This window comes from Micromonospora sp. WMMD754 (genome assembly GCF_049315235.1).
GTDB lineage: Bacteria > Actinomycetota > Actinomycetes > Mycobacteriales > Micromonosporaceae > Micromonospora > Micromonospora sediminicola.
On sequence record NZ_CP186058.1, the window covers coordinates 4,183,979 to 4,209,909 of the forward strand.

Annotated in this window: 20 protein-coding genes; 4 read left to right on the forward strand and 16 right to left on the reverse strand. The window is 72.1% G+C overall.

Annotation, left to right across the window (positions count from 1 at the left end; all coding sequences use genetic code 11):
- The first annotated feature begins 83 nt into the window (after positions 1–83).
- On the forward strand, positions 84–1,331 hold the full coding sequence (locus ACN27B_RS20215; protein ID WP_157779087.1) for a lipopolysaccharide biosynthesis protein: 1,248 nt from the start codon (positions 84–86) through the stop codon (positions 1,329–1,331).
- A gap of 152 nt (positions 1,332–1,483) precedes the next feature.
- Here ACN27B_RS20215 and ACN27B_RS20220 read toward each other — a convergent pair whose 3' ends face one another.
- The 10 genes from ACN27B_RS20220 to ACN27B_RS20265 form a co-directional block, all read right to left on the reverse strand.
- Positions 1,484–2,749 carry a glycosyltransferase family 4 protein gene (locus ACN27B_RS20220; protein ID WP_422741269.1) on the reverse strand — a complete coding sequence of 422 codons (1,266 nt, stop codon included), beginning with the start codon at positions 2,747–2,749 and terminating at the stop codon, positions 1,484–1,486.
- A 13-nt stretch (positions 2,750–2,762) separates the two neighbouring features.
- Positions 2,763–4,376, reverse strand: coding sequence for a hypothetical protein (locus tag ACN27B_RS20225; RefSeq protein WP_157779086.1), 1,614 nt, complete (start codon positions 4,374–4,376; stop codon positions 2,763–2,765).
- Positions 4,377–4,617: 241 nt separating this feature from the next.
- Positions 4,618–5,865: a glycosyltransferase gene (locus ACN27B_RS20230; RefSeq protein WP_422741270.1), complete on the reverse strand. Its 1,248-nt coding sequence runs from the start codon at positions 5,863–5,865 to the stop codon at positions 4,618–4,620.
- Entirely contained in the window at positions 5,862–7,079 is a 1,218-nt protein-coding gene (locus ACN27B_RS20235; RefSeq protein ID WP_422741271.1) for a glycosyltransferase, read from the reverse strand. The genes ACN27B_RS20230 and ACN27B_RS20235 overlap by 4 nt, the downstream gene beginning before the upstream one ends.
- The gene (locus ACN27B_RS20240; protein ID WP_422741272.1) at positions 7,076–8,194 is read right to left on the reverse strand and encodes a hypothetical protein; all 1,119 of its coding nucleotides are present in this window, start codon (positions 8,192–8,194) and stop codon (positions 7,076–7,078) included. The genes ACN27B_RS20235 and ACN27B_RS20240 overlap by 4 nt, the downstream gene beginning before the upstream one ends.
- Positions 8,191–8,817: a sugar transferase gene (locus ACN27B_RS20245; protein WP_099161670.1), complete on the reverse strand. Its 627-nt coding sequence runs from the start codon at positions 8,815–8,817 to the stop codon at positions 8,191–8,193. Before ACN27B_RS20245 ends, ACN27B_RS20240 begins: the two co-directional genes overlap by 4 nt.
- Before the next feature lies 1 nt (position 8,818).
- Positions 8,819–9,868 carry a lipid II:glycine glycyltransferase FemX gene (locus tag ACN27B_RS20250; protein ID WP_099161669.1) on the reverse strand — a complete coding sequence of 350 codons (1,050 nt, stop codon included), beginning with the start codon at positions 9,866–9,868 and terminating at the stop codon, positions 8,819–8,821.
- Positions 9,865–10,995, reverse strand: a complete 1,131-nt coding sequence (locus ACN27B_RS20255) for a DegT/DnrJ/EryC1/StrS family aminotransferase (protein WP_099161668.1) — start codon at positions 10,993–10,995, stop codon at positions 9,865–9,867. The genes ACN27B_RS20250 and ACN27B_RS20255 overlap by 4 nt, the downstream gene beginning before the upstream one ends.
- A gap of 283 nt (positions 10,996–11,278) precedes the next feature.
- Positions 11,279–11,713, reverse strand: a complete 435-nt coding sequence (locus ACN27B_RS20260) for a hypothetical protein (RefSeq protein WP_099161667.1) — start codon at positions 11,711–11,713, stop codon at positions 11,279–11,281.
- A gap of 110 nt (positions 11,714–11,823) precedes the next feature.
- Entirely contained in the window at positions 11,824–14,319 is a 2,496-nt protein-coding gene (locus ACN27B_RS20265) for a Tex family protein (RefSeq protein WP_099161666.1), read from the reverse strand.
- 180 nt (positions 14,320–14,499) lie between these two features.
- Between ACN27B_RS20265 and ACN27B_RS20270 the strand changes: the two genes are divergently transcribed.
- The 3 genes from ACN27B_RS20270 to ACN27B_RS20280 all read left to right on the forward strand — a co-directional run bounded on the left by ACN27B_RS20270 (position 14,500) and on the right by ACN27B_RS20280 (position 18,506).
- Positions 14,500–15,762 carry a nucleotide sugar dehydrogenase gene (locus tag ACN27B_RS20270; protein WP_099161665.1) on the forward strand — a complete coding sequence of 421 codons (1,263 nt, stop codon included), beginning with the start codon at positions 14,500–14,502 and terminating at the stop codon, positions 15,760–15,762.
- Between the two features lie 210 nt (positions 15,763–15,972).
- Complete coding sequence (locus tag ACN27B_RS20275) at positions 15,973–16,893, forward strand: DUF389 domain-containing protein (RefSeq protein ID WP_422741273.1); 921 nt, start codon at positions 15,973–15,975, stop codon at positions 16,891–16,893.
- A gap of 101 nt (positions 16,894–16,994) precedes the next feature.
- On the forward strand, positions 16,995–18,506 hold the full coding sequence (locus ACN27B_RS20280; RefSeq protein WP_422741274.1) for a deoxyguanosinetriphosphate triphosphohydrolase family protein: 1,512 nt from the start codon (positions 16,995–16,997) through the stop codon (positions 18,504–18,506).
- Here ACN27B_RS20280 and ACN27B_RS20285 read toward each other — a convergent pair.
- The 6 genes from ACN27B_RS20285 to ACN27B_RS20310 all read right to left on the reverse strand — a co-directional run bounded on the left by ACN27B_RS20285 (position 18,434) and on the right by ACN27B_RS20310 (position 25,931).
- On the reverse strand, positions 18,434–19,093 hold the full coding sequence (locus ACN27B_RS20285; RefSeq protein WP_099161663.1) for a GNAT family N-acetyltransferase: 660 nt from the start codon (positions 19,091–19,093) through the stop codon (positions 18,434–18,436). The two genes, ACN27B_RS20280 and ACN27B_RS20285, sit on opposite strands and share 73 nt — an antisense overlap.
- Positions 19,094–19,253: 160 nt before the next feature.
- Entirely contained in the window at positions 19,254–20,399 is a 1,146-nt protein-coding gene (locus tag ACN27B_RS20290) for an MBL fold metallo-hydrolase (protein WP_422741275.1), read from the reverse strand.
- 80 nt (positions 20,400–20,479) lie between these two features.
- Entirely contained in the window at positions 20,480–21,427 is a 948-nt protein-coding gene (locus ACN27B_RS20295) for an SDR family NAD(P)-dependent oxidoreductase (RefSeq protein WP_422741276.1), read from the reverse strand.
- Entirely contained in the window at positions 21,424–22,608 is a 1,185-nt protein-coding gene (locus tag ACN27B_RS20300) for a zinc-dependent alcohol dehydrogenase (protein ID WP_422741277.1), read from the reverse strand. Before ACN27B_RS20300 ends, ACN27B_RS20295 begins: the two co-directional genes overlap by 4 nt.
- 630 nt (positions 22,609–23,238) lie before the next feature.
- Complete coding sequence (locus ACN27B_RS20305) at positions 23,239–24,000, reverse strand: succinate dehydrogenase/fumarate reductase iron-sulfur subunit (protein WP_091578479.1); 762 nt, start codon at positions 23,998–24,000, stop codon at positions 23,239–23,241.
- On the reverse strand, positions 23,997–25,931 hold the full coding sequence (locus ACN27B_RS20310; RefSeq protein WP_422741278.1) for a fumarate reductase/succinate dehydrogenase flavoprotein subunit: 1,935 nt from the start codon (positions 25,929–25,931) through the stop codon (positions 23,997–23,999). Before ACN27B_RS20310 ends, ACN27B_RS20305 begins: the two co-directional genes overlap by 4 nt.

Below are 25,931 nucleotides of genomic sequence, written 5' to 3' on the forward strand. Positions count from 1 at the left end.
CCCGCGGGGCGGCCCTGGTGGCACCACTCCTGCTCATACCGGTGTCCCTGGCCACCCTCGGACCTGACCGGTACGGGTTGTGGATGTCGGTGCTCGCTCTCACCGGCATGGTCACCTTCGCTGATCTCGGGCTCGGTGCGGGCCTGATGACCAAACTGGCACCCTGCTACTCGAACGGCGACGCCGCGCAGGCCCGCAGCTATATCTCCACCGCCTACGCCCTGTTGAGCTCGGTGGCGGTCGGGCTGTGCGGCCTGCTCTGGCTAGGCTCCGGCCTCGTCCCCTGGACTGCGGTCTTCAACGTCACCGGGGCGGTTGGTTCCCGGGAGACCACGGCCGTGGTCATGATCTGTCTGACCGCGTTCCTGCTCAACATCCCGTTGGCCCTGATCGTCCGGGTCCAGTACGCCTACCAGCAGGTCGCCAGCTGCGCCATCTGGCAGGCGGCGGGAACGTTGGCGACGGTCCCGGTCGTGCTGCTCGCCGCCCGTGGCCCGTACGCTCCCCTCGCGGTGGTCACCGCGACGGCCCTGGGCCCGCTCCTGACCAACCTCGCGGTCAGTATCTGGATCTTCCGCCGGCGGATGCCCGAACTTCGCCCGCGACTTGCCGCGATCGATCGTCGACTGAGCACCGTCCTGATCCGGTTGAGCGGTGGGTTCTTCGTGGTGTTCGTGCTGTACGCGGTGTCGTACAACGCGGACAACCTGATCATCGCGCACGCCCTGGGGCCGCAGAGCGTCACCGCGTACGCGTTGCCGGCGAAGATGGTGTCCCTGGTGGGGATGCTGGTATCCATGATCAACGTGCCGCTCTGGCCGGCGAACGGCGACGCGCTCGCCCGGGGTGACCTGACCTGGGTCCACCAGACGGTCCGGCGGATGGTCACCTTGGCGCTGCTCGCCACCGCGGTGCCGACGGCGGTCCTCGCGCTGGTCGGGGACTGGATCTTCTCCGTCTGGCTGCCGATGCCGCTGGGGGGCGGCAGCCGATGGTTGCTGGCGGGGCTCGGACTCTACTTCGTCCTGGTCGGGATGTTCTCGGTGATGGCCATGGTGCAGAACGCCGCCGGTGTGGTGAGGCCTCAGTTGGTCGGGCAGATCCTGTTCCTCGGGACCTCCGTCCCGGCCAAGTGGTTCGCCGCGACCAGATACGGCCTGAACGCGGTGCCGTTCGTCGGCTGCGCCGCGTACGCCCTGACCGTGGGACCCGCCGTGTGGTACGGCTACCGACGGACGATCCGCCGCTACCGAGGTGCGGCGGCCGAAGCCGCAGACTCCGGCGGGGTCGCGGTGACAGCGACCTCGCCGGTTCCCCGGACGACGTCGTGACCGTCCAGTGAGCAACGTCCCGCGGCGCCACGTCCGCCTGTGCATGGAACCGGTCCACGGCACGCCGCCCACCTGACAGCTACGGCCGGGGACGGGGCGCCGGGCGCCGTCCATGCGCCGAATCTGGCGCTGCGAGACCGGCTCGGCAGGCCTCAGTGCGAAGGGGAGAGGGAAGCCGGGTCGTCATGGTGGTCGACGGCCGGCGACGTCGGGAGCGCCCGGTACAGCCGTAGGTGCTCCGCGGCGGCGGCCCGCAACGAGAAGACGCTCGCCCGGAACCTCTCCTCGGCCGCCGCGCGGTCGCCCGTTCCGCCCGCCCGGCTGACCAGGTCGGCGATCGCCGTGGCCCACTCCGACGGTGCGGCGTCGCGGGGCACGGTGACCACTCCGGGCAGCTCACCGGCAATGAAGCAGACGCCCGGCAGGTCGGAGCCGACGACGGGGGTGCCGACCGCCAGCGCCTCCAGCACCACGCTGGGTAGACCCTCCCGATCGGACGGGAGCAGCAGCAGATCCGCCTGGCGCATCAGCGCTCCCACGTCGTCCCGGGGGCCGAGCAGATGGAGGCGCTCCGCCACACCGAGGGCACGTGCCTCGTCGAGCACACGCCGATCGTCGTCGTCGTCCCGGGCCCCCACCAGCACCCCCCGGACGGCGACACCGCATGCCAGCGCCTCCGCCACGATCGGTGGGACGAGCCACCGGCGTTTCGCCGGCGAGGGACGGCCGACGTGCAGGCAGACCACGTCACCCGGGGCGGCGTCGATCGCCTGGCGGAGGTCGTAGCCGGACGCTCCGGTGAGCCGATCGAGATTCAAGCCGTTGGGAAGGACCCGGCACCGCCGATCGGCCGGGTAGTCGGCCCGGTAGCCGTGGCGGAGAGCATTCGGCGCCACACCGACGATGTCGGTGGCGCAGAAGTGGATGAGCTTGCGCATCAGCCACCGTTGGACCCGGCGTCGCAGGCTGCTCCCGTGCTCGTCGCCGTCGCTCTGGAAGTGCGCGATCCGCACCGGTACCCGGGCCACCGCGGCGAGCAGGAGCAGCGCCCCGGAGAACGTCGCGACGTTGGAGTGCACGACACGTGGCCGCAACCGAGTGAGGAATCGGACGAAGCGCACCGGAAACCGGATGTCGACGGGCATCGGGTGCACCTCGGCGCCCAGACCCTCGACCGTGGGCGCCAGGGTCCCTCGACGTCCGGTGAGCGTGACGAAATGGATGTCCGCGCCGGCCCGGGTCAACTCTGGCAGCAGTTCGATCGCCCGGAGTTCCGCCCCGCCGACGTCGAGGACGCCGAAGATCTGCACCACCCGGTACCGAGCAGGCGATGGCGTCGTGACGGTCTTTCCGGCCGCGCCGCCCCGCTGGTCGGTCCTGCGCTGCCCGGGCTCGCGCCCCACCCTTGCGTGGTTCATCTGCCACCAATCCTCAGACGTGGATGTTGCGCCGCTCGCGTAGGGCCGTCGGCATCCGCTCTGCCGGGCCGGCCGGCTGTGCCCAGGGCGGCCGGTGCGGATCGGCCCCGAGCAGGCCCGGGGCGTGACGCCTGCCGCCGAGTCGTCGACTGCTGAGGAGGACCAGCAGCACGACCAGCACGGTGAAGCCCATGTTGAAGTCGATCAAATTGCCGAGATCGGCGCTCAGGGCCAGGATCGTCATCGGCCACACCATCGCGGCCCAGAGCTGGGGGGCCAGGGCCTGACCTGTTCGCGCTCCCCGATAGAGGCGTCCGATGAGCCGTATGACCAGGCCGTACACGGCGAACGAGAGCACGCCGCCGAGCAGCCCTAGATTCATCATCCCCTCGCCGGTCATTCCGTAGATCTTGCTGGAGATCCGCTCTCCCCGTCCGTACAGCGGGTTGTAGAGCCACCGAGCGCCAACGTCACGCTTGGTCTCGAAGTCGAGCGGGGCGATGGAGTTCGGTAGCCAGAGCCGGAACGGCGCGGCGTAGGTCTTGCCGTACTCGGGCTCCATCTGACCGGACAGGAGACGATGCAGAATGAGCGCCTGGACATCTGTGCGGCCCAGGTCGCCGGCCAGCATCACGGACAGGTTCCGTCCGGTCTCCGACTCGGCCTGGGTGACCGAACCGGTCTGCCGGATCTCGTTGATGCTGTCGACGCCGCCCTCCTTGAAGAATGCGGCCATGTAGAGGAAGACGAGCACGAGTACCGCGGGCACCAGCAGCGCACGTCGGGTCAGGCGCCGCACGACGAGATGGATCATCACCAGGCCCAGCACGCAGGGCCACAACGTGTTGCTCCGGAGGCCACCGAGGCCGGCCACGAAGAACTGCACGACCACCAGAGCGGCCAGGAGCAGGGTCAACCGCACCGGGCTCCGGGCGAGCGTGTCGCGCCACCGCACCAGCAGCACGGTGAAGATCAGCACCGGAAACGCCTGACTGATCAGGACGACGGGGCCAAGTTCGCTCAGGTCCGGCGGATCCGCCCGGTTCGTCATGGCGGCCACGAACCCCGGGAGGCCACCGAACGAACGGACCTGGTAGCCGAAGAAGAGGGCCAGGCTGACGGCCGCCGCCGCGGCTCCGAGCCCGTAGAACGCCCGGAAATTGAGAGCCCGGGCCGGGCGGTCGCGCCGACGCGGCCACGGCGGTGCGGCTACCACCAGGCGATAGATGCAGAGCCCGACGACATTCAGCACCGACAGTGCGCCGATGGCGTCCGGCCAGTCGGGAGGGTTGTAGTAGCTCGGCGCCCAGATCCGCGTAGCGACCGTGAGCACCGGCGCCACGTAGAAGAAGTGGAAGCCGAACAAGCCCGCGCAGGCCCGCGGTTCGAGGACGTCGACATCGCGACGGAACCAGCGGACGGCCTCGGCCCCGATGATGGTGCCGCTCACCGTCACCGGCGCCATGAGCCAATGGCGCAGGGACGGCACGCAGACGACGAGCGCCACGGTGAGCGCTGACGTGAGCGCACCCGCCCAGAGGAGGTCCCAGGCCCGCTTCCGCCCGTCGCCCGCCCTGCCCGGCACTCCGGGACCCGTGGGGACGACGAGGCCGGCCGGTGTGCTCATCGGCGGGTCCCGGGCTGCCGGCGCTCGGTGTCACCCCGGTCGGGGCGCGCGACAGGATCCGTCGGAGTCGCTCTCGGCATCGTCGTACTCCTCGTTGCCAGGCCGCTGATCCCGGTCTGTCACGACCGGGTCTGCGGCGGTTTTGTGGAAGAACCGGGACAGCGGCGCCTCGTGCGGGCCGGTGAGTTGACGGAGGAGTAACGAGGGCAGGTGCGGAAAGTGGCGGTCGCCCGCCGCGCCCTCACCGGCCGGTGCGGCTCGCCGCGTCGACCGGTCGCTCCGACAGCGGCCCGGTCGCGTTCGGACGCTGCTCACCCATGGCGTCCTTCACCGACTGGTAGAAGGCGGTACGTCGAGGGATGAGCGTCTCCCGTGAGAACTGTCGCGCCCGGGTCAGGTTCCGCGCCGAGGCGGCGCTCATCCGAGCGGGTTCGTCGAGCATTCGCGCGATGGCGGTGGCCATGGCGGAAGGATCGTCCGGGGCCACCGTGTCGTCCGCGGTCAACAGCTCCGGAATCCCCCCGACCCGCGTACCGACGGCCGGCAGCCCGCGTGCCATGGCCTCGATCAGGGCGCGTGGCAGCCCTTCGGTCCGCGACGGCATCACGAACAGGTCCGCGCGGTCGAGTCGCTCCCGCAGCGGCTCGCCCGGGCCGACCCAACCCGCGAAGGTGACCCGGTCGGCGACGCCCCGCTCCCTCGCCAGGCGCTCCAGTCGACTCCGGTACCGGCCCTGTCCGACATGAACGAGCCGAACGTGCACTCCGTCGTCGCCGAGCAGTGCCACCGCCTCGATGAGGGTGTCGACCCCCTTGTACATCTGCTCGAGGGTGCCCACCGTGACCACGGTGGGTGCCACGCCGGCCGCCCTGACCACCTGACGAGGTCGCGTGACGAAGGCATCATCCGGCAGATCGACGCTGGACACCGCGGCGACCGGCACTCCCGGTGCGGTCGGATAGCGGGTCTGAAGGTGTTCCTCCGTCACGTACGACACCGCGGCCGCGGTCCGGCACTCCTGCCGCAGCCTCTCGGTGATCCGCCGGCGCAACAGTGGCCTGAGCGGATGCTGGACCACACCCTCGGCGAAGACGTCCCACGGATCGCCCACCACCTCCAACGCGAACGGCAGGCCGTGCCGGACCCGCGCCGAGCGCAGTGCCGAACCGAGGACGGACGGAACCCGGAGGATCACGGCGTCGTCCGGGCCGGCCGAGGCCTCGACCGCGCGTCGTACGTGCCGACTGCGGCGCAGGTACTGCCACGGACCGACGTAGTGGGGCACGGCGTGGACCTCCACGGCCTCGCCGTCCACGCGCAGCAGGCCGGCCGGCACCTCGTGCTGGTCCTGCACCCGGGCGACGACCCGGACCTGGTCGAACACGCTGAGGTAACGCTGCCAGAACCGGTGGTCGGGTGGCGTGGGCGTCCACACCCGGCCGTCCGGCGTACGGATGAATCTGCTCTCCGTGGTGACCACGACCCTCACTCGGTGGCCTCCAGGGTTGAGAGCCGCCGCGGATCGGTGGCTCGCCGTCGCCCGACGGTCTCCTCGACGAGATCGACCACCCGGTGTTCCGCCTGCTGGCGGTCGAAGTGTCGTTCGGTGTACCGGCGGGCATGGTCACCGTGGGCGTCCAGTCGCCCGGTGGCGTACTCGCGGTACGCCGCCTCCAACGCTTCCGCCAGTGCGGTCGCGTCGCCGCGTGGCACCACCCAGCCGGACTGCCCGTCCACGGTCTCCGGCAGCCCGCCGGCGTCGCTCACCACGCTCGGTACCGACATGGCATGGGCCTCCACGGGAGCCCCGTGTCCCTCGGACAGGGACGGGCTGACGCTGAGGTTCGCCGCGCGGTAGGCCGGCCGTACGTCCTCGACCGAATTCAGCCACGTCACGCTCGAGTCGGCGGTGACGTCGTAGCGACGGACCAGCTCGTTCCGGTATGCCACGCCACCCGGGCCGTTGCCGCCGCCCACCAGCAGCAGGTGCGCGTCCGGCCGCCGGGTCCGGAACACCCGCCACGCCTCGAACAGCACGTCGTGGCCCTTGATCCCGCGGCGGGCCCCGTCCAACCGGCGCGGCGGATAGACGAACGCGACCATGATGACCACGAACGCCTGCTGCGGCAGGCCGAGTTCGGCTCGGGCCTTGGCTCGCTCGCTCTCCCGGCGCTCCGGCGGTGTGTAGTGAGACATGTCGATCCCCACCGTCACCGTGGGGCGGCGCTCGACCGGCAGGCCGAGCTCCCCGTAGCGCCGAGAGGTGTAGGCGGTGCCGCAGACGACGAGATGGTCCAGCCGGCAGAGCACCCGCTCCACCGCGCGGATGACGGGCGACTCCAGGAAGAGCGGCCCCACCACGGTGTGCACCCGGCGGAACCGGAGCCCCAGGGAGGCGAGCCGGACGGCGAGCGCGGCGGCGTACAGGTGGTAGTTCACGACGTCGGGCCGGAGTCCACGAAGCAGCCGCCGAAGTCGCCACAGGCGGACCACGGTTGCCGGTGTGGGGCGGAACCGGAAGTCGAACGGGGAGGCCACGGTCCGTACGCCGAGTTCCTCCAGGCGTGCGGTGAGCCGGCCGGGCCCTGCCGGCAGGATGACCACCGGCTCGTGACCACGTGCCTGCAGGGTCCGCGCCTGGGTGGCGATCCAGGCGCCACCCTCGTTGGTCTTCGTGACGACGACGATCCGCAGACCGGTCATGGCTGATCTCCTGAGCCGATGGAAACGGGCCGGCCGGCCGCGGCGGGAATGGCCGCGAACGGCGGCGGGGGCAACGGGGCGGGTCGAAGGGCGGGCCGGGCGGCCGACTGTTCGCGGACGATCTCCGCCGTCCTCCGCATGTCCTCACCGTCGTAGCGGGCGTCGGTGTGCAGAAACAGCATCCGACGGGAGAAGTCGACCTGGTCGGCGGGCGCCTGCCCCTCGGTCAGCGACCAGAGCACGGCCGGGTAGACCTGTCGTCGGATGAGCCCGGCCCGCAGTTCTTCCCGGCGGCCGGGGGAGTCGAGCTCCAGTACGACGCCGAAGGGATGGGCGCGGGCAGTGAGGCCGGGTAGCCCGGTGAGCCGGTCGGCGAGGCGGTGGGCGTTCTCGATGCGGTGCCGGCGGTGCCGGGCGACGGGCAGCAGAGGCAGCACCTGCGCGCTGTACGAGGACATGGCACTTACCGCGGTTGAGGTCAGTGCCTCCTCGCCCTCGGCGTAGAGCGCCAGGAACTGCTGCTTGTCGACGTCCGTGCCCCCGAGGTAGGCGGACTTCAGGCACATCGCGGCCAGCACGTCGCCGGCCGCGGCCCGATGGACGTTGCCCAGTGTCGGCTCGGCCGGTAGCGGGCGGCCGGCCGGTGACCAGAGCGCCCCTCCGTCCGGCAGCGGCAGGGTCTTCCGCAGAGACGCGACGACGTAGTCCGCTCCGACGTCGGGCAGCCAGGGTGCCAGCGGGTCGTGGGTGGCGTCGACGACCACGGCCGGGTCGCCCTCCGGTACGACGGGTCGTTCGCCGAAGAACGACACGGCGAGGACGGCATCGGTGCGGCCGAGCCCGGACGGAGCGGCCCCACCGCCGGGGCCGCAGGGGTATCGGTGCACGGGCAGGACGGTCGCGACCGCCTCGGCCACCGGTGGGCAGAAGTACGTGGGCAGGTGGGCGGTGCGCCATCCAAGCACGTCCCGACCGAACGTCAGGAGTGCCAGCAGCGCCTGCCGACCCGAGCCGTACCGGTGCCACGGTTCCGCCGGTCCGCTCCGGTCGTCGTCAGCGGCGGGGAGGATCAGCGGGAACGAGGATCCCGTTTCCCAGCGAGCGGGGGCGGTCACCGGATCCGCTCCGGGAGACGGAGCAGGCCGACGTCGTCGACCTCCTCGAGCTTCTGGGTCGGGTTGTCTCCCCGGCGGAAGGGCTCCAGGAGAGTCCGCACGAGGATCGTCAGGTCCAGCCGCAGCGACCAGGTGTCGACGTACCGGACGTCCAGTTCGAGCCGTTGCCCGAGGGTCAACGAGCGGCGACCGCTGACCTGTGCCAGGCCGGTGATCCCGGGCCGGACCTCGTGCCGGCGGGCGTGCCGTGCGCTGTAGCGCGGCAGATACTCCGTCAGGAGCGGTCGCGGGCCGACCAGGCTCATCGTCCCGGACAACACGTGCAGCAGCTCGGGCAACTCGTCGAGGCTGGTCCGCCGGAGGAACCGGCCCAGCGCTGTGACCCGCAGTTCGTCGGTGGCCCAGACGTCCTGTCCGGGGCGGGGTGGCCGCATCGTCCGAAACTTCGTGAGCAGGAACAGACTGCCGTGCAGCCCCGGTCGCCACTGCCGGAACAGCACGGGCCGGCCCGCCGTCAGCAGGATCGCCGCAGCGACGGCGGCCATCACCGGGCTCAGCAGCACCACCAGCAGTCCGGCGACCACGACGTCGAAGGTCCTCTTGGCGCGATCGGTTGCCGCCATCTCAGCTCGCCCTCCAGCGGTAGCCGGGAAAGAAGCCGCTCTGCCGCAGCACGTCCGTCGGTCGGCCGTGGGCGGCGGCGTGCCGGGCCAGCAACTCGTCGTAGCGGGCCTGGAGCAGCACCACCGCGCCGGTCCAGAACGGGACCCGCTCGCCACCGAAGGAGGACTTGAACCGGAACAGCCCGTCGTCGGGTCTCACCCCACCGCCGAGGTGGACCGCCACGCACCCGTGTTCCGCGGCCCACTGGAGGATCGTCCAGAGAAGCAGGTTGTTCGCACCGTCCCGAGCGGCCGCGGGATCCGAGCCGGCGAGGTGGTAGTGCGCACGCTCCCGGTGCCGCATCACCAGCGCGGCGGCCACGACCCGGCCTGATCCGTCCCGTACCTCAGCCAGCAGCAGGGACTTGCCGAGACCGTCGGCGAGAAGCCGGTAGTAGGCCTCGGGGAACAGGTACTCCGGCGTGCTGCCGACCCGGATCATGGTCTGCTCGTACAGGCGGCGAAAGGCCGACCCGGGCGCCAGGTCCTCGCGTCCGGTGGCCCGAACGGTGGCCGTGAGGCCGACACGTTCCGCTTTTCGCACCGCTGTCCGGGAGCGGCCGGCCATGGCCTCCCAGATCGCCGTCGGCCCGCCGTCGACAGCGACCAGGACCGTGTCGGCGCGGCGAGTCAGCACCACGTCGTCGACGGCCCTGGCCGCTTCCACCGCCGCGAGATCCCACGGCGAGAAGCGCAGGAAAAGGCTGACGACGCCACTGGCCCGCCAGTGTGCCGCCGCCGCCGCCCAGAGCCGGGGAAGCTCTGCGGCCGGTACGTGCGGCGCCAGGTGCAGCCCGGAATAGCCGTACGGGCTCACCGCGTCGGACAGGGCAGGGTCGACCTGCCGGAGCACGTGCGGCACCACGAGGTCGCCGTCCGCGATGTGCAGGGACCGCCAGACGCCGCCCTCGGCCGCCGCCGCCGCCTGGCCGTATCCCGAGGTGAAGTAGACGTCCGGAAGCGTGCTGTCGGTGTCGGCTGTGCTGTCCAGCGCCCTCACCTGGATCGTCATCGCCGCTCCAGGAACCGCTCGATGGTCCGGAACACGTGTGCCTCCTGCGCGTCGTCCATGGCCGAGCCGCTCGGCAGCGCGAGGCCGTTCGCGAAGAGTCGATCCGCCACCCCGGTGAGGGCTGCGCGGGTTTCGGCGAAGACCGGTTGCCGGTGCATCGGCTTCCACAGCGGCCGGGTCTCGACGTCGGCGCGGGAAAGCTCCGCCGCGAGGTCGGCGGCCACCCAGCTCGACCGATCGGGATCCACCACGACACAGGTCAGCCAGCAGTTGCTCTCGAGGTCGCCCTCGCCGAGCAGACGCACGCCGGGTACGGCCGCGAAGAGCTTGGCGTAGCGTTCGCGCAACTGCCGGCGGCGTGACGTCATCTCGTCGAGCCGAGCCAGTTGGGCCCGTCCCAGGGCTGCCAGCAGGTTGCTCAGCCGGTAGTTGTAGCCGACCTCGTGGTGCTCGTAGTGCGCGACCGGCTGTCGGGCCTGGGTCGCCAGATGCCGGCACCGGTCCACCAGGTCGCCGTCGTCGGAGAGCAGCATCCCGCCACCGGAGGTGGTGATTATCTTGTTGCCGTTGAAGGAGAAGATGCCGGCGTGACCGAAGGAACCGGCGGGACGTCCCCGGTGTGCCGAGCCCAGTGACTCGGCGGCGTCCTCCACCAGCGGCACACCCGCGGCGTCGCAGACCTGGGTGAGGCGGGTGTAGTCGGCGCAGGCGCCGAAGAGGTCGACCGCCATGACCGCGCCGACGCTCCGGCCCTCGGCCTGCAGGGTGTCGAGCAGGTCGCCGAGCAGCTCCGGATCGAGGTTGCCGGTGCCGGGCTCGCTGTCGACGAAGACGGGCTCAGCTCCGGTGTAGACCACCGCGTTGGCGGTGGCCACGAAGGTCATGGTGGGCACGACGACCACGTGGCCGGTGCCGACGCCCAGCGCCAGCAGTGCGAGATGCAGCGCCGCCGTGCCGGAGCTGACCGCGACCGCGTGGGCGCTTCCGGCGCGCTCCGCCATCTCCCGCTCGAAGGCGGTCACCTCCGGTCCCACCGGCGCGACCCAGCCGGACCTCAGCGCATTGACGAGATAGGACTCCTCGAGCTCTCCAACGTCGGGTGGGGACAGATGGACCCGGCCGCTCATGCAGTCTCCCGTCGCGATGTGGGCATCTTCGAGGGGTTTATAACAAGAAAAAATGCTTTATATACGTCATACGGTGCCAATGACCCTGATTGTCTTCAGGAGTAACCGAAGGGTGAGCGACTCGTTCTCGACGGTCGGTCGGCCGCCGGCCCTGCAAACCGGGCCGCGGTATGGCTAACGCTTGCCGGCTCGGAAGGTTGTGATCCGTGCGGCCCCGAAGATCAGGCGGAGGTTGCGGGGGCGCCCCGCAATCGCGGCCCCGGCCCCGGCGTCCCGCCCACGGTCACCGGGGATCGTCGCCGGCCGCCAGCCGCCGGTCGAGCAGGGTGCGCAGCGGGATCGAGTCGCCGTCCCGGCCACCCTCGCCGACCACCAGCGGCGCCGGGGACCGGGACGGCTCCGCGCCGAACATCCGTGCCCGCAGCCCGGCGGGGACGGTCAGCAGGTAGAAGTATCCGTCGGTGCCGACCGCCCGGGTGCGGGCCCGGTCGAGGTACCAGCCGGTGAGCCGCGTCCGGTAGCGGCCGCGCCCGTCGTACCCGGTGGCGGTCAGCCGGACCGGACGCAGACCGCGTCGGGTCGCCTCGGCGACGAAGGCCGCGACCAGCTCGCCGGCCTCGGCCTGCTCCGCGGCGCGCCGGGCGTCGGCCGCCGCCGCGTGCGCCGACACCGCCCGCCGGCGCTGTTCCCGCCAGTCCAGGCCGTCGTGGTCACCCATGCCGCGACGGTACGCGCACCGCCCGGCCCGTCGCTGCGGTGCGGGGCGGCTTCCACGGTGTGGTCGTAGCCCGCCCGGGTCCGACCTCGATCGGACCCGGGCGGCGACGGTCAGGCCAGCCCGGCCCGGCGCAGCGCCTCGGCCATCGCGTCGTTCACCGGCGCCGGGCCGCTCCGGCCGGTTCGCTGCGGCGATCCGCCTCCCGTGCCCCGGCTCCCGCGTTGCCCTCCGGCCGCGCCGCGACCACTCTGGTCGCCACGTTGCCCACCGGCTCCGCCGCCGTGCTCGCGACGCCCGTCGGCTGCGCCGCGACCGACCTGCTCGGCACGCCGGCGGCCGGAACCGGGCCCGCCGCCCCGCTGGCCGTCCCGCGCCGTGCCGCGCTCCGGCCGGCCTCCGTCGCCGGATGTCCGACCGCCGGCGGCCTCGTCCTCCAGCCGCAGCGTCAGCGAGATCCGCTTGCGCGGCACGTCCACGTCGAGCACCCGGACCTTGACCACGTCGCCGGACTTCACCACGTCGCGCGGGTCCTTGACGAAGGTGTGCGACATGGCCGAGACGTGCACCAGGCCGTCCTGGTGCACGCCGACGTCGACGAACGCGCCGAACGCGGCCACGTTCGTCACCACGCCCTCCAGCACCATGCCCGGGGTCAGGTCGCCGATCTTCTCGACGCCCTCGACGAACGTGGCCGTGCGGAACTCCGGGCGCGGGTCGCGGCCGGGCTTCTCCAGCTCGGCCAGGATGTCGGTGACGGTGGGCAGACCGAACGTGTCGTCGACGAAGTCGGTCGCCCGCAGGCCGCGCAGGATGGCCGACCTGCCGATCAGCGCGCGCAGGTCCTGCCCGGTGGAGGCGAGGATCCGGCGGACCACCGGGTACGCCTCCGGGTGCACGCTGGACGAGTCGAGCGGGTCGTCCCCGCCGGGGATGCGCAGGAAGCCGGCGCACTGCTCGAACGCCTTCGGCCCGAGCCGGGCCACCTTCTTCAGCTCGGCCCGGGTGCGGAACGGCCCGTTGGCGTCGCGGTGCAGCACGATGTTCTCGGCCAGCCCGGCGCCGATGCCGGAGACCCGGGTGAGCAGTGGCGCGGAGGCGGTGTTGACGTCCACGCCGACCGCGTTGACGCAGTCCTCCACCACCGCGTCGAGGGAGCGGGACAGCTTCACCTCGGACAGGTCGTGCTGGTACTGCCCGACCCCGATCGAGCGCGGGTCGATCTTCACCAGCTCGGCGAGCGGGTCCTGGAGGCGGCGGGCGATGGAGACCGCGCCGCGCAGCGACACGTCGAGACCGGGCAGCTCCTGCGAGGCGTACGCGGAGGCCGAGTAGACCGACGCGCCGGCCTCCGAGACCACCACCTTGGTCAGCTTCAGCTCGGGGTGCTGCTTGATCAGGTCACCGGCCAGCTTGTCGGTCTCCCGGCTGGCCGTACCGTTGCCGATCGCCACCAGCTCGACGCCGTGCGCGGCGGCCAGCGTGGCGAGCGTGTGCAGGGAGGCGTCCCACTGCCGGCGCGGCTCGTGCGGGTAGATCGTGTCGGTGGCGACCACCTTGCCGGTGGCGTCGACCACGGCCACCTTCACGCCGGTGCGCAGGCCCGGATCGAGGCCCATGGTGGGGCGGGCGCCGGCGGGCGCGGCCAGCAGCAGGTCGCGCAGGTTGGTGGCGAAGACGCGGACCGCCTCCTCCTCGGCCGCCTGCCACAGCCGCATCCGCAGGTCCGCGCCGAGGTGGATGAGGATCCGGGTACGCCAGGCCCAGCGCACCGTGTCGGCCAGCCAGCGGTCGGCGGGCCGCCCCTGGTCGCTCACGCCGAACCGGCCGGCGACGGCGGCCTCGTAGCGGCTGGGCCCGGTGGCCGCGTCGGCGTCGCCCTCGGCCTCCGGGTCCATGGTCAGCTCCAGCACGCCCTCCTTCTCGCCCCGGAGCATGGCGAGGATCCGGTGCGAGGGCAGCTTCGGGTACGGCTCGGCGAAGTCGAAGTAGTCGGCGAACTTCGCGCCGGCCGTCTCCTGGCCCTCGCGTACCCGCGAGACCAGCCGGCCCCGCGACCACATCTGCTCGCGCAGCGTGCCGATCAGGTCGGCGTCCTCGGCGAAGCGCTCGATCAGGATGGCCCGGGCACCGTCCAGCGCGGCGGCGGCGTCCGCGACGCCCTTGTCCGGGTCGGCGAACCCGGCGGCGACCGTCCTCGGGTCCTGCGTCGGGTCGGCGAGGAGCGTGTCCGCGAGCGGCTCCAGCCCGGCCTCGCGGGCGATCTGCGCCCGGGTCCGCCGCTTCGGCTTGTAGGGCAGGTAGATGTCCTCCAGGCGGGACTTCGAGTCGGCGGCGAGGATCTGCGCCTCCAGCGCCTCGTCGAGCTTGCCCTGGCTCCGGATCGACTCCAGCACGGCGGCGCGCCGCTCGTCCAGCTCGCGCAGGTAGCGCAGCCGCTCCTCCAGCGTGCGCAGCTGCGCGTCGTCGAGCAGGCCGGTGGCCTCCTTGCGGTAGCGGGCGATGAACGGCACGGTGGCGCCGCCGTCGAGCAGCTCGACGGCCGCGCGCACCTGACGTTCGGCGACGCCGAGTTCCTCGGCGATCCGCTGGTGCACAGACTGGGTCACGATCTGATCCGCCTTCTCGGGTGGGTTCCGTCGTGCATTCTGCCCGCTCGGGTCGGAAGCCCCGCACCGCGGCGCTCCCGCTTCGGCGTCCGGTCGGACCGATATCCCGAAAACGGACTTCCGGCCTCAGAAACCCCTCTAGCCTCCAATCAGGTGATTTCCTACGTGTCTGGAGCCCGGGTGAGCGCGGAGAAGGTAGTCGTCATCGGCCAGGGGTACGTCGGTCTTCCGCTGGCCATGCGGGCCGTGGAGGCCGGCTTCGACGTGGTCGGGCTGGACGTCGATGCCGACCGGATCAAGCGGCTCGCCTCCGGCGAGTCGTTCGTGGAGGACATCCCGGCCGACCGGCTCGGTCGGGCGCTCGGGAGTGGTCGCTACCTGCCGAGCACCGAGTACGCCGACGCCCGCGACTTCGACGTCTGCGTGATCACGGTGCCCACCCCGCTGCGCGACGGCACGCCGGATCTCAGCTACGTGGAGCAGGCTGGGCGAGGCATCGGCCCGTATGTGCGGCCCGGCGCCACGGTGGTGCTGGAATCGACCACCTACCCGGGCACGACCGAGGAACTGCTGTGTCCGCTCCTGGAGTCGGCCAGTGGGCTGCACGCGCCGGGCGACTTCCACCTCGGGTACAGCCCCGAGCGCATCGACCCCGGCAATCCGACCTGGCGGCTGGAGAACACCCCCAAGGTGGTCTCCGGCGTGGACGCGCCCTCGCTGGAGCGGGTGGACGGGTTCTACCGCCGGCTCGTGGAGCGGACGGTGCCGGTCTCCTCCACTCGGGTCGCTGAGCTGACGAAGCTGATCGAGAACACCTTCCGTCAGGTGAACCTCGGCCTGATCAACGAACTCACGATGCTCTCGCACCACCTGGGCATCGACGTCTGGCAGGCGATTGACGCCGCCGAGACGAAGCCGTTCGGGTTCATGCCGTTCCGGCCGGGTCCCGGCGTCGGGGGGCACTGTCTGCCGATCGACCCCTGCTACCTGTCCTGGCAGGTGAAGCGGCGGCTGGGCCGCCAGTTCCGGTTCATCGAACTGGCGAACGACGTCAACCACGAGATGCCCGAGCACGTGGCGCAGCGGGTCATGGCCGGGTTGAACCGCACCGGCCGGGCCGTCAACGGCGCCCGCCTGCTCATGCTCGGCCTCGCGTACAAGAAGAACACCGGCGACATGCGGGACTCGCCGGCGGTGGACGTCGCCCGGCGGCTGTGCGACCTCGGCGCGGACGTCCGGGTCGCCGAGCCGCACGCCGAGCCGCACCAGATCCCGGGCGGTGTCCTGGTCGTGCCCCTGACCGAGCAGGAGGTGGACGCGGCCGACGCGGTGATCGTCACGACCGACCACGACGTCTTCGACTACGGGATGGTCTCCCGCCGCGCCCGCTACGTGTTCGACGCCCGCAACCGGTGCTCCGGTCCGACGGTGGAGCGCCTCTAGACACACGAACCCAGGTGCGAGAGGGCCCCGACATCCGCGGGACGGCAGGATCCGGGTACGTCCGGCGAGGCGCACGACACTAGAGTGCTGAGGTCCGTCGCGACCTGAGGGAGCATGGTTGTGCTGCACATCCGGGTGATCGCACCAGCGGACCACTCGTCCGACGTCGCCGACCTGCTGGCCGCGGACCCCGGCGTCACCCACCTCGTGGTGCTGCCCGGCGCCGCGCGCCAACCGGCCGGCGACTACATCACGTGCGACGTGGTCCGGGAGAGCGCCGACAGTGTCCTGCGTCGGCTCCAAGAGATGGGGGTCGAGGCGCACGGAGGGATCGCCGCGGACGACGTGGAGCTGACCCTCTCGGCCGCCGCGGAAAGGGCCGCAGAGGAGGTTCCCGGCCACGGTGAGGACGCCCTGGTTTGGGACGAGGTCGCCGCGAAGACGGGCGAGCAGACGGCGCTCAGCAGCACCTTCCTGGCGCTGATCACCGTGGCCACCATGATCGCCGGGATCGGGGTGCTGCTGGACCAGCCGATCCTGATCGTCGGCGCGATGGTGGTCGGTCCCGAGTTCGGGCCGCTCGCCGCGCTCTGCGTGGCGCTGCTGCGTCGGCGGCCGGAGATCATCGGCCATTCCGTCAAGGCGCTCGCGGTCGGCTTTCTGGTCGCGATGGCCATGACCGTGGTGAGTACGTGGGGCCTGACCGCGGCCGGTCTGGTCAGCCGGGACATGCTGCTGGCCGACCGGCCACTGACCGACTTCATCTGGCGTCCGGACGCACTGTCCTGGGTGGTGGGCATACTGGCCGGGATCGCCGGCATGCTCTCGCTGACCTCGAAGAAGTCCGGCTCCCTGGTCGGCGTGCTGATCTCGGTGACCACCGTTCCCGCAGCCGCCAACGTCGCCGTCGCGTCGGCGTACGGGGTATGGCACGAAGCGGCCGGCTCGGCCCTTCAGTTGGTGATCAACCTGGCCGCGATCGTACTGGCCGGACTGCTCACCCTGGTCGTGCAGATGTTTTGGTGGCGGCGGGTCAAGCGGCCGGCGGGCGGTGGCGTACCCCGGCAGCGGTTCGAGCGGCCGCCGCCGCGGGTTACCGCCAGTCGTCGCCCGTTTCGAGACGAAGGCTGAGCAGCGTCGCCAGTGGCAGCGACTCGCCCTCGCGTCCGCTGCGGGAGCGGCTCCCTGCGCACCTCGCTCCGACCGCCGGCGACTGCGCTAGCGTGGCGATCATGGAGGTACCTGCGGATCCGCGGGCCCGGCGGCTCTTCGGGGGCAGCGCCCGGGCGCTCGGCGACCTGGCCGCCGGCCCGTTCCGGGCCGACCGGGACCGGATCGTCGGCTCGCCGTTCTTCGCCCGGCTCAACGGCGTCACCCAGGTGATCAGCCCGGGTGGGTCCGGGCTGCTGGTGCACAACCGGCTCACCCACAGCCTGAAGGTGGCGCAGGTGGCCCGCGCGATCGCCGAGCGGCTGACCGCCGACCCGGCCCACCGGGACCTGCTGGAGAAGCTCGGCGGCTGCGACCCGGACGTGGTGGAGGCCGCCGCGCTCGCCCACGACCTCGGGCACCCGCCCTTCGGGCACCTGGGGGAGCGGGTCCTGGACGGGCTGGCCCGGCAGCGGCTCGGGCTCGCCGACGGCTTCGAGGGCAACGCCCAGTCGTACCGGATCGTCACCAGCACCGAGATCCGCGGCGCGGCGACCACCGGGCTCGACCTGACCGCCGCGGTCCGCGCGGCGATGCTGAAGTACCCGTGGACCCGGCTGGACCACCCCGACCCGCATCCGCGGCACCTCGACCCGGCGCCCCGGGGCGCGGCGCCGCCGCCGGACGACCCGGAGAGCGGGTCGGTCAAGTTCGGGGCGTACCGCACCGAGCTGGACGACCTGCGGCAGGCCCGGGAGCCGTTCGCCGGACGCATCCCGGACTGGCAGCAGACCCCGGAGGCGTCCGTCATGGACACCGCCGACGACATCGCGTACGCCATCCACGACGTGGAGGACTTCTATCGCGTGGGGGTGCTCCAGCAGGGGGCGGTGGCCGCCGAGCTGATGGCCTGGCAGCGCGAGTACGGGCACCTGCGTTCGATCACCGCCTCGGCGCTGGAGGCCGCCGGCCGGCGACCGGGGGCGGCGATCGAACGACTGCGCCGCCAACTGCACCGCAAGGACGCCTGGATCGCCGACGACGACGCGTTCGCCGCCGCGGTCGAGCACGTCCGGGAGGAACTGGTGGAGGGGCTGCTGGCGCTGCCCTTCGACGGCTCGATCGAGGCGGAGCAGTACGTCGCGCGGTTCTCCGCCCGTTGGTCCACCCGCTTCGTCGACGCCATCACGGTCACCCCGGAGCCGGACCTCCGCTCCGGCTACGTGCGGCTCGACCAGGCGCAGTGGCATGAGGTGCAGGTGCTCAAGTTCGTTCACCACCGGTTCGTGCTGGCCCGCCCCGACCTGGCCCTGCACCAGCGGGGCCAGGCACGGCTGCTGGGCACGCTGGTGGAGGCGCTCTGGGAGTGGCTGCTCGACCCGGAGGAGGAGTCCCGGTTGCCCCGCCGCCTGCACGACCTGGTCGAACTGGCCGAAGCGGAGCTGCACCCGCGCACCCCGGACCGGATCGGCCGGGCCCGGGGGCGGGCGATCGTCGACTTCGTCGCGCAGCTCACCGACGGTCAGGCGGTGGCGATGCTGGACGCCCTGTCCGGCCGCTCCGGCGCGCTGTGGACGGACGCGTTCGTGCTGTAGTCGGGCTGGGCCGGGATCCGAGGGCCGCATACCCGCTCGACGTACTCCGCCGCGTCGGGGTGAGCGTCGAAGTCGCCCCGCAGGACACCGATGCGCAGCAGATCGTGCCACTGACCACCGCGGAACACCGCCTGGCGGTCGCGCCCCTCCACCTGCCAGCCGCACTTGCGCACGTAGGCCCCGAGACTCGCGGCGTTGAAGGGCAGGATCGAGCTGTGCAGCCGACGCAGCCCCACCTCGTGGAAGCTCCACGCCATGGTGAGCATGATCGCGTCACTGCCGCTGCCTCGCGGCGCGAGCCCCGGCATCAACTTGACCGCGGTCAGTGCCGAGCGGTTGTGCCAGTCGATCTCCCACAGCCCGGTGAGGCCCCAGGGCTCGTCGGTCACGGGATCGGCGACCGTCATCCGTTGCGTACCCGGGCTGGCCTGCGACTGGCGCAGCCACTCCAGTTGTCCGTCCGGGGCGACGGGCCAGCTCCAGCCCACGACGTGCTGCCGGACGTGTCGGTGGTTGGCCAGATCGGTGAGGAAGTCCAGATCCTGGCTACGGGTCGGTCGGACGGTGACCAGGCGGCCGTTGAGCATGCTGCTCCTCGCGGGAGACGACGAGCCGGCGGGGCGGTGCCGGGCGTGACGGTGGATCCGTCGGTCGCGTTGTCGACCGGAGGGGGACAGCTCCGACTCCCGGTTTACCAGAATCGGCGCGGTCTCGCCGCCGAAACCCGGTGTGGTGGCCGTACTTTCGTCAGGCGATCGCCTGCCACCAGCCGTCCACCGTCGGAGGCTCGTCGACCACCAGCCGCTCGCCCGGGCGCGGCACGGCCAGCCGGACGTCCCGGGCCTTCGCCTCGGCCCAGAGCCGGTCCACCGGCTCCGACCAGTCGTGCAGGGCCAGGTTGAAGGTGCCCCAGTGCACCGGCACCAGCAGCTCACCGCGGACGTCGAGGTGGGCGGCGACCGCCTCCTCGGGGAACATGTGGATGTTCGGCCAGGCCCGGTCGTACGCGCCGATCTGCATGAGCGTGAGGTCGAACGGGCCGTGCTCGGCGCCGATCGCGGCGTAGCCGTCGAAGTAGCCGGAGTCACCGGTGTAGAAGACCTTCCGGTGCGCGCCGGCCACCACCCAGGAACTCCAGAGCGTGCCGTCGCGGCGCAGCCCGCGCCCGGAGAAGTGCTGCGCGGCGGTGGCGGTGACGGTGAGCCCGCCGACCCGGTGGCTCTCCGACCAGTCCAGCTCGACGATGCGTTCCTCCGGCACGCCCCACCGGTCCAGGTGGGCGCCGACGCCGAGCGGCACCAGGAAGGGCGCGGACTGGTGGGCGAGCAGCCCGCGCACGGTGTCCATGTCGAGGTGGTCGTAGTGGTCGTGCGAGATCAGCACGGCGTCCAGCGGGGGCAGTTCGTCCAGCCGGACCGGCGGTTCGTGGATACGTCGCGGGCCGACCAGCGCCGACGGCGAGCACCTGTCGCTCCAGACCGGGTCGAGCAGCACCCGGTGCCCCTCGATCTCCACCAGCGTCGACGCGTGCCCGTACCAGATCGCGTTCAGTTCGCGGGCCGGGTCACCCGGCGCCGGATCGGCCGGGCGCAGCAGCGGCACGGCGCTGCCGGGCCGCCGCTTCTGCTTGCCGAAGATCAGCTCCCGGACCAGGTTGCGGCCCGGGTCGGCGACCATGGTGGCGCTGGTGCCGGCCGGGTTGTGGAACGTGCCGTCGCGGAACCGCGGCGACCGGGCCGCCCGCTCCGCCCGCGCGCCGCTGAGCCGGCCACCGAGCTGGGCCGGGATGTCCCGCGCCGCCCAGGCCAGGCCGGCGACGGCCGCCAGCCCGGCGATCCGCCACGCCCGCCCGCCGCTCGCCCGCCCCGGTTCCCGCTCCGCTGGTGTGCGCATGGTCGTCCCCTCCGCCGTGTCCCGCAGTACACGGTATCCACCCCCGCGCCGGTCCGTGCGGACGACCGACCCGGCACGGCTCAGCGCAGCCGTCGCCGTACCGCCGAGCCGACAGCGGCGGTGGCGTCGCCGACGGACCGCACCACTCGCGACACGTCGGGCAGCCAGCCGCCCCGGACCGCCTCACCGGCCGGGTTCGGCGCGAACACCACCCCGTCCGTCGGCGGCACCGGGCGTCCGGTGAGCCCGCCGACCCGCATCAGCGGCCCGACCAGCACGTCGTACACGGCCGGCAGCGCGGTGAAGCCGAACCGCATGACCAGGTTGACCCGGCCCACCGAGATCTCCCGGCGGGGCTTGTCGGCGCAGTGCGCGATGGCTCGGGCCACCCGCTCCGGAGTGGTGATCGGCAGCGGGGGTCGGCCGATCCGGCCGAGGTAGTTCGCCGCCTGTTGGTAGACGGGCGTGTCGACGCTGCCCGGCGTGACCAGGCAGACGTGCACCCCGTCCAGGTCCCGCGACTCCTGCTGCAACGCCCGGGCCAGGCCGTGCAGCCCCCACTTGCTGGTCACGTACCCGCTCATGTAGGGCGCCGTGATGTGTCCCAGCACCGATCCGGTGAGGATCAGCGTGCCGCCCCCGGTCGCCCGGAAGTGCCGCAACGCCACCCGAGCGACGCCGGCGGCGGCCAGCAGGTCGGTCCGGACCACCTGGTCGAAGACCTCCGCCGGGATCTCCTCGAAACGCCCGTACGCCATCACGGCCGCGGTGTGCACCCAGACGTCGATCCGGCCGAACTCGGCGACCGCGGTGGCGGCCAGGGCGTCGAGCGCGTCCGGGGCGGTCACGTCGGTCGGCACGATCCGGACGTCCGCGGCGCCCGCGTCGGCGCACTCCCGGCGTACCTGTTCCAGGGTCTCGGGGGAGCGGGCCGCGAGGACCAGACGGTCCCCGCGGCCCGCGAGCTCCCGGGCCGCCGCCCGGCCGATCCCGCTGGTCGCGCCGGTGACGACCACGGTACGGGTCACGGCGCGAGCACGACCTTGACGCAGCCGTCCTCCTTCTTCTGGAACATCTCGTACGCCTGCGGCGCCTGGGCCAGCGGCAGCCGGTGCGTCCGCAGGTCCTCGACGCCCAGCGGGTCGTCGTCGCCCTCCAGCAGCGGGATGATCTCGTCGACCCAGCGCCGCACGTGGCACTGCCCCATGCGCAACTGGATGCCCCGGTCGAACATCTCCATCAGCGGCATCGGGTCCTGCTCGCCGCCGTACACCCCGGAGATCGAGACGGTGCCGCCGCGCCGGACCGCCTTGAGCGCGGCGTGCAGCACCACGAGCCGGTCCACGCCGGCCTTGTCGGTCATCGCCTGGGCCAGCTTGTCCGGCAGCAGCCCGGCGGCGGTCTGGGCGACCTTGCCCAGCGGCGCGCCGTGCGCCTCCATGCCGACCGCGTCGATCACCGCGTCGGGACCGCGCCCGTCGACCAGGTCGATGAGCGCGCCGGGCACGTCGTCGAGCTGGCTGACGTCGAGCACCTCGATGCCGTGGCGACGGGCCATCTCCAGCCGCTCCGGCACCAGGTCCAGGCCGACCACCCGGCCGGCGCCGAGGTGGCGGCCGATCCGGGCGCTGAACTGCCCGACCGGGCCGAGACCGAACACGGCCAGGGTGCCGCCGGGCGGGGTGTCCGCGTACTTCACCGCCTGCCAGGCGGTGGGCAGGATGTCGGACAGGTAGAGCCACCGCTCGTCGGCCCCGGTGTCCGGGATCTTGATCGGGCCGAACTGGGCCTGCGGCACGCGCAGGTACTCGGCCTGGCCACCCGGGACCGAGCCGTAGAGCGACGTGTAGCCGAACAGCGAGGCGCCCTTGCCCTGGCTGGTCACCTGGGTGGTCTCGCACTGCGCGTAGAGCTGCCGCTCGCACATCCAGCACGAGCCGCAGGAGATGTTGAACGGGACGACCACCCGGTCGCCCTTCTTGAGCCGGGTCACCCCCGGTCCGACCTCCTCGACGATGCCCATCGGCTCGTGTCCGAGCACGTCGCCGGGCTTCAGGTACGGCCCGAGCACCTCGTACAGGTGCAGGTCGGAGCCGCAGATGGCGGTCGAGGTGATCCGGACGATCGCGTCGGTCGGCTCCTCGATCCGGGGATCCGGAACGTCCTCCACGCGAACGTCCCGCTTGCCGTGCCAGGTCAGTGCCTTCATGCCTGAATGTCCCCTCTCCGGTGCCGTCCATGGGACTGCTACCCGAGAGGAGTGACTTGAACCGGGCGCCGTCGGAAGGGGCCGGGTGTGGCGTGCCACGCGGCGCCGGGGGCATGGGTCGGCGCTGCCTTTCGAGCTGATGTCAGAAACGACTCACCGCCGGCGCGCCGACCGACTCGCGCGTCGGGCGCGTCGAGGTGGCCGTGGTTTCCGGCCGGGGCGGCCAGGTGTCGAGCGCGTCGGAGCGGGCCGCCCCGCCGCGGCGAGTGCGGCCCGTGTCGCCCGCCCGGTCGGTGTCGCCCGCCCGTGTCGCCCGCCCCACCCCGTGTCGCCCGCCCGGGCCGTGTCGCCCCCTCCGATCGGTGTCGCGAACCGGCCCCGTCTCGCCCGCCCGTGTCGCGCACCGGCCCCGTCTCGCCCGTCCGTGTCGCGCACCCCACCCCACCCCACCCCGTCTCGCTCGCCCCGTCTCGCCCGCCGGGTCGAGGCTCGCCGGGTAGACCTGTCGGTGGGCGATATCAGAAACGACTCAGCTCGAAAGGCAGCCGAAGAGGGACCGCGGGGGACCCCGGAAAACGCCGACCGCCGCGCCCCTCGGTGCGGAGCGCGGCGGCCGGGTGGAAGGTCGGGTCAGGAGCCGGGGGTGCCGGCGCGCTTCGTGGTCGCCTTGAGGAAGTCCCGGTTGAGCCGGCCGATGGTGTTCAGCGGGATGCCCTTCGGGCAGGCCGCGGCGCACTCGCCGATGTTGGTGCAGCCGCCGAAGCCGGCCTCGTCGTGCGCGTCCACCATGCCGATCACCCGGGTGTAGCGCTCGGGCTGGCCCTGCGGCAGCAGCGAGAGCTGGGTGATCTTGGCGGCGGTGAAGAGCATGCCGGAGCCGTTCGGGCAGGCCGCCACGCAGGCGCCGCAGCCGATGCAGGCGGCCGACTCGAAGGCGGCGTCCGCGTTGGCCTTGGCCACCGGGGTGGAGTGCGCCTCCGGGGCGCTGCCGGTCGGCGCGGTCACGTAGCCGCCGGCAGCGATGATCTTGTCGAAGGCGTTGCGGTTCACCACCAGGTCCTTGACGACCGGGAAGGCCCGGGCCCGCCAGGGCTCGATGTCGATCGTGTCGCCGTCGGAGAACTGCCGCATGTGCAGCTGACAGGCGGTGGTGCCGCGCTGCGGGCCGTGCGCCTCACCGTTGATCATGAGGCTGCACGCGCCGCAGATGCCCTCGCGGCAGTCGTGGTCGAACGCGACCGGCTCCTCGCCGTCGAGGATCAGCCGCTCGTTGAGCACGTCGAGCATTTCCAGGAAGGACATGTCGGGGGACACGTCCTGCACCGGGTAGCTCACCATCCGACCCTTGTCCTCGGGGCCCGTCTGGCGCCAGATGCGCAGGGTCAGGTTCACTTGTAGCTCCGCTGCGTGGGGTGGACGTATTCGAAGGTCAGGTCTTCCTTGTGCAGCACGGGCTCACCGGTGCCGGTGTACTCCCAGGCCGCCACGTACGCGAACCGGTCGTCGTCGCGCTGCGCCTCGCCGTCCGGGGTCTGGTACTCGGCCCGGAAGTGCCCGCCGCACGACTCCTCGCGGTGCAGCGCGTCGATGCACATGAGCTCGGCCAACTCGAAGAAGTCGGCCACCCGGCCGGCCTTCTCCAGTGACTGGTTGAGCCCCTCGCCGTCGCCCGGCACGCGGACCCGCTGCCAGAACTGCTCGCGCAGCGCGCGGATCTCGTCGATCGCCTTGCGCAGCCCGGCCTCGGAGCGCTCCATGCCGCAGTGCTCCCACATGATCTGGCCCAGCTCCCGGTGGAACGAGTCCACCGTGCGGTCGCCGTTGACCGCGAGCAGCCGGCTCAGCCGCTCCTCGACCTCGGTGCGCGCCGCGACCGCCTCGGGGTGGCTGGCGTCGATCTTCTCGACCGGGTTCGCGGCCAGGTAGTTGGCCAGCGTGTTCGGCAGCACGAAGTAGCCGTCGGCCAGGCCCTGCATCAGCGCCGAGGCGCCGAGCCGGTTCGCGCCGTGGTCGGAGAAGTTGGCCTCGCCGATCACGAACAGGCCCGGGATGCTCGACTGGAGGTCGTAGTCGACCCAGAGGCCACCCATCGTGTAGTGCACGGCGGGGTAGATCCGCATCGGCACCTGGTACGGGTCCTCGCCGGTGATCCGCTCGTACATCTCGAACAGGTTGCCGTACTTGGCCTCGATGGCCTTGCGGCCGAGCCGGTCGATGGCGTCGGCGAAGTCCAGGTAGACGCCGAGCCCGCTCGGGCCGACGCCGCGTCCCTCGTCGCAGACGTTCTTCGCGGCGCGGGAGGCGATGTCGCGGGGGACCAGGTTGCCGAAGGAGGGGTAGATCCGCTCCAGGTAGTAGTCCCGCTCGTCCTCCGGGATGTCCCGCGGGCTGCGGTCGTCGCCCTTGGCCTTGGGCACCCACACCCGGCCGTCGTTGCGCAGCGACTCGCTCATCAGGGTCAGCTTCGACTGGTGGTCGCCGGAGACCGGGATGCAGGTCGGGTGGATCTGGGTGTAGCAGGGGTTGGCGAAGTACGCGCCCTTGCGGTGCGCCCGCCAGGAGGCGGTGACGTTGCAGCCCTTGGCGTTGGTGGAGAGGTAGAAGACGTTGCCGTAACCGCCGGAGGCGAGCACGACCGCGTCCGCCATCTCGGTGCTGATCTCGCCGGTGACCAGGTCGCGGACCACGATGCCGCGGGCCCGGCCCTCGACGACGACCAGCTCGAGCATCTCGTGGCGGGAGTTCATCTCCACGTTGCCCAGGCCGATCTGCCGCTCCAGCGCCTGGTACGCGCCGAGCAGCAGCTGCTGGCCCGTCTGGCCCCGGGCGTAGAAGGTGCGCTGCACCTGCGCGCCACCGAACGAGCGGGTGTCGAGCAGGCCGCCGTACTCGCGGGCGAACGGGACGCCCTGGGCGACGCACTGGTCGATGATGTTGACCGAGACCTCGGCCAGCCGGTGCACGTTCGACTCGCGGGAGCGGAAGTCGCCGCCCTTGACCGTGTCGTAGAAGAGCCGGTGCACCGAGTCGCCGTCGTTGCGGTAGTTCTTGGCGGCGTTGATGCCGCCCTGCGCGGCGATCGAGTGGGCGCGGCGCGGGCTGTCCTGGTAGCAGTAGGACCTGACGTGGTAGCCCTGCTCGGCCAGGGTTGCCGCGGCGGAGCCGCCGGCCAGGCCGGTGCCGACCACGATCACGGTCAGCTTCCGGCGGTTGGCCGGGTTGACCAGCTTCATCTCGAACCGGTGGCGGTCCCACCGGGTCTCGATCGGGCCGTCCGGGGCGCGGGTGTCGGCGATCGGGTCGCCCTCGGTGTACAGATCCAT

Excerpts from the sequence above, each read along its gene's own strand:
- ACN27B_RS20300 (WP_422741277.1), bottom strand. The coding sequence starts at position 22,608 with ATGAAGGCACTGACCTGGCACGGCAAGCGGGACGTTCGCGTGGAGGAC.
- ACN27B_RS20215 (WP_157779087.1), top strand. The coding sequence starts at position 84 with ATGTCGGTGCTCGCTCTCACCGGCATGGTCACCTTCGCTGATCTCGGG.
- ACN27B_RS20220 (WP_422741269.1), bottom strand. The coding sequence starts at position 2,749 with ATGAACCACGCAAGGGTGGGGCGCGAGCCCGGGCAGCGCAGGACCGAC.
- ACN27B_RS20290 (WP_422741275.1), bottom strand. The coding sequence starts at position 20,399 with ATGCGCACACCAGCGGAGCGGGAACCGGGGCGGGCGAGCGGCGGGCGG.
- ACN27B_RS20310 (WP_422741278.1), bottom strand. The coding sequence starts at position 25,931 with ATGGATCTGTACACCGAGGGCGACCCGATCGCCGACACCCGCGCCCCG.
- ACN27B_RS20235 (WP_422741271.1), bottom strand. The coding sequence starts at position 7,079 with ATGACCGGTCTGCGGATCGTCGTCGTCACGAAGACCAACGAGGGTGGC.
- ACN27B_RS20245 (WP_099161670.1), bottom strand. The coding sequence starts at position 8,817 with ATGGCGGCAACCGATCGCGCCAAGAGGACCTTCGACGTCGTGGTCGCC.
- ACN27B_RS20250 (WP_099161669.1), bottom strand. The coding sequence starts at position 9,868 with ATGACGATCCAGGTGAGGGCGCTGGACAGCACAGCCGACACCGACAGC.
- ACN27B_RS20260 (WP_099161667.1), bottom strand. The coding sequence starts at position 11,713 with ATGGGTGACCACGACGGCCTGGACTGGCGGGAACAGCGCCGGCGGGCG.
- ACN27B_RS20255 (WP_099161668.1), bottom strand. The coding sequence starts at position 10,995 with ATGAGCGGCCGGGTCCATCTGTCCCCACCCGACGTTGGAGAGCTCGAG.
- ACN27B_RS20285 (WP_099161663.1), bottom strand. The coding sequence starts at position 19,093 with ATGCTCAACGGCCGCCTGGTCACCGTCCGACCGACCCGTAGCCAGGAT.
- ACN27B_RS20280 (WP_422741274.1), top strand. The coding sequence starts at position 16,995 with ATGGAGGTACCTGCGGATCCGCGGGCCCGGCGGCTCTTCGGGGGCAGC.
- ACN27B_RS20225 (WP_157779086.1), bottom strand. The coding sequence starts at position 4,376 with ATGAGCACACCGGCCGGCCTCGTCGTCCCCACGGGTCCCGGAGTGCCG.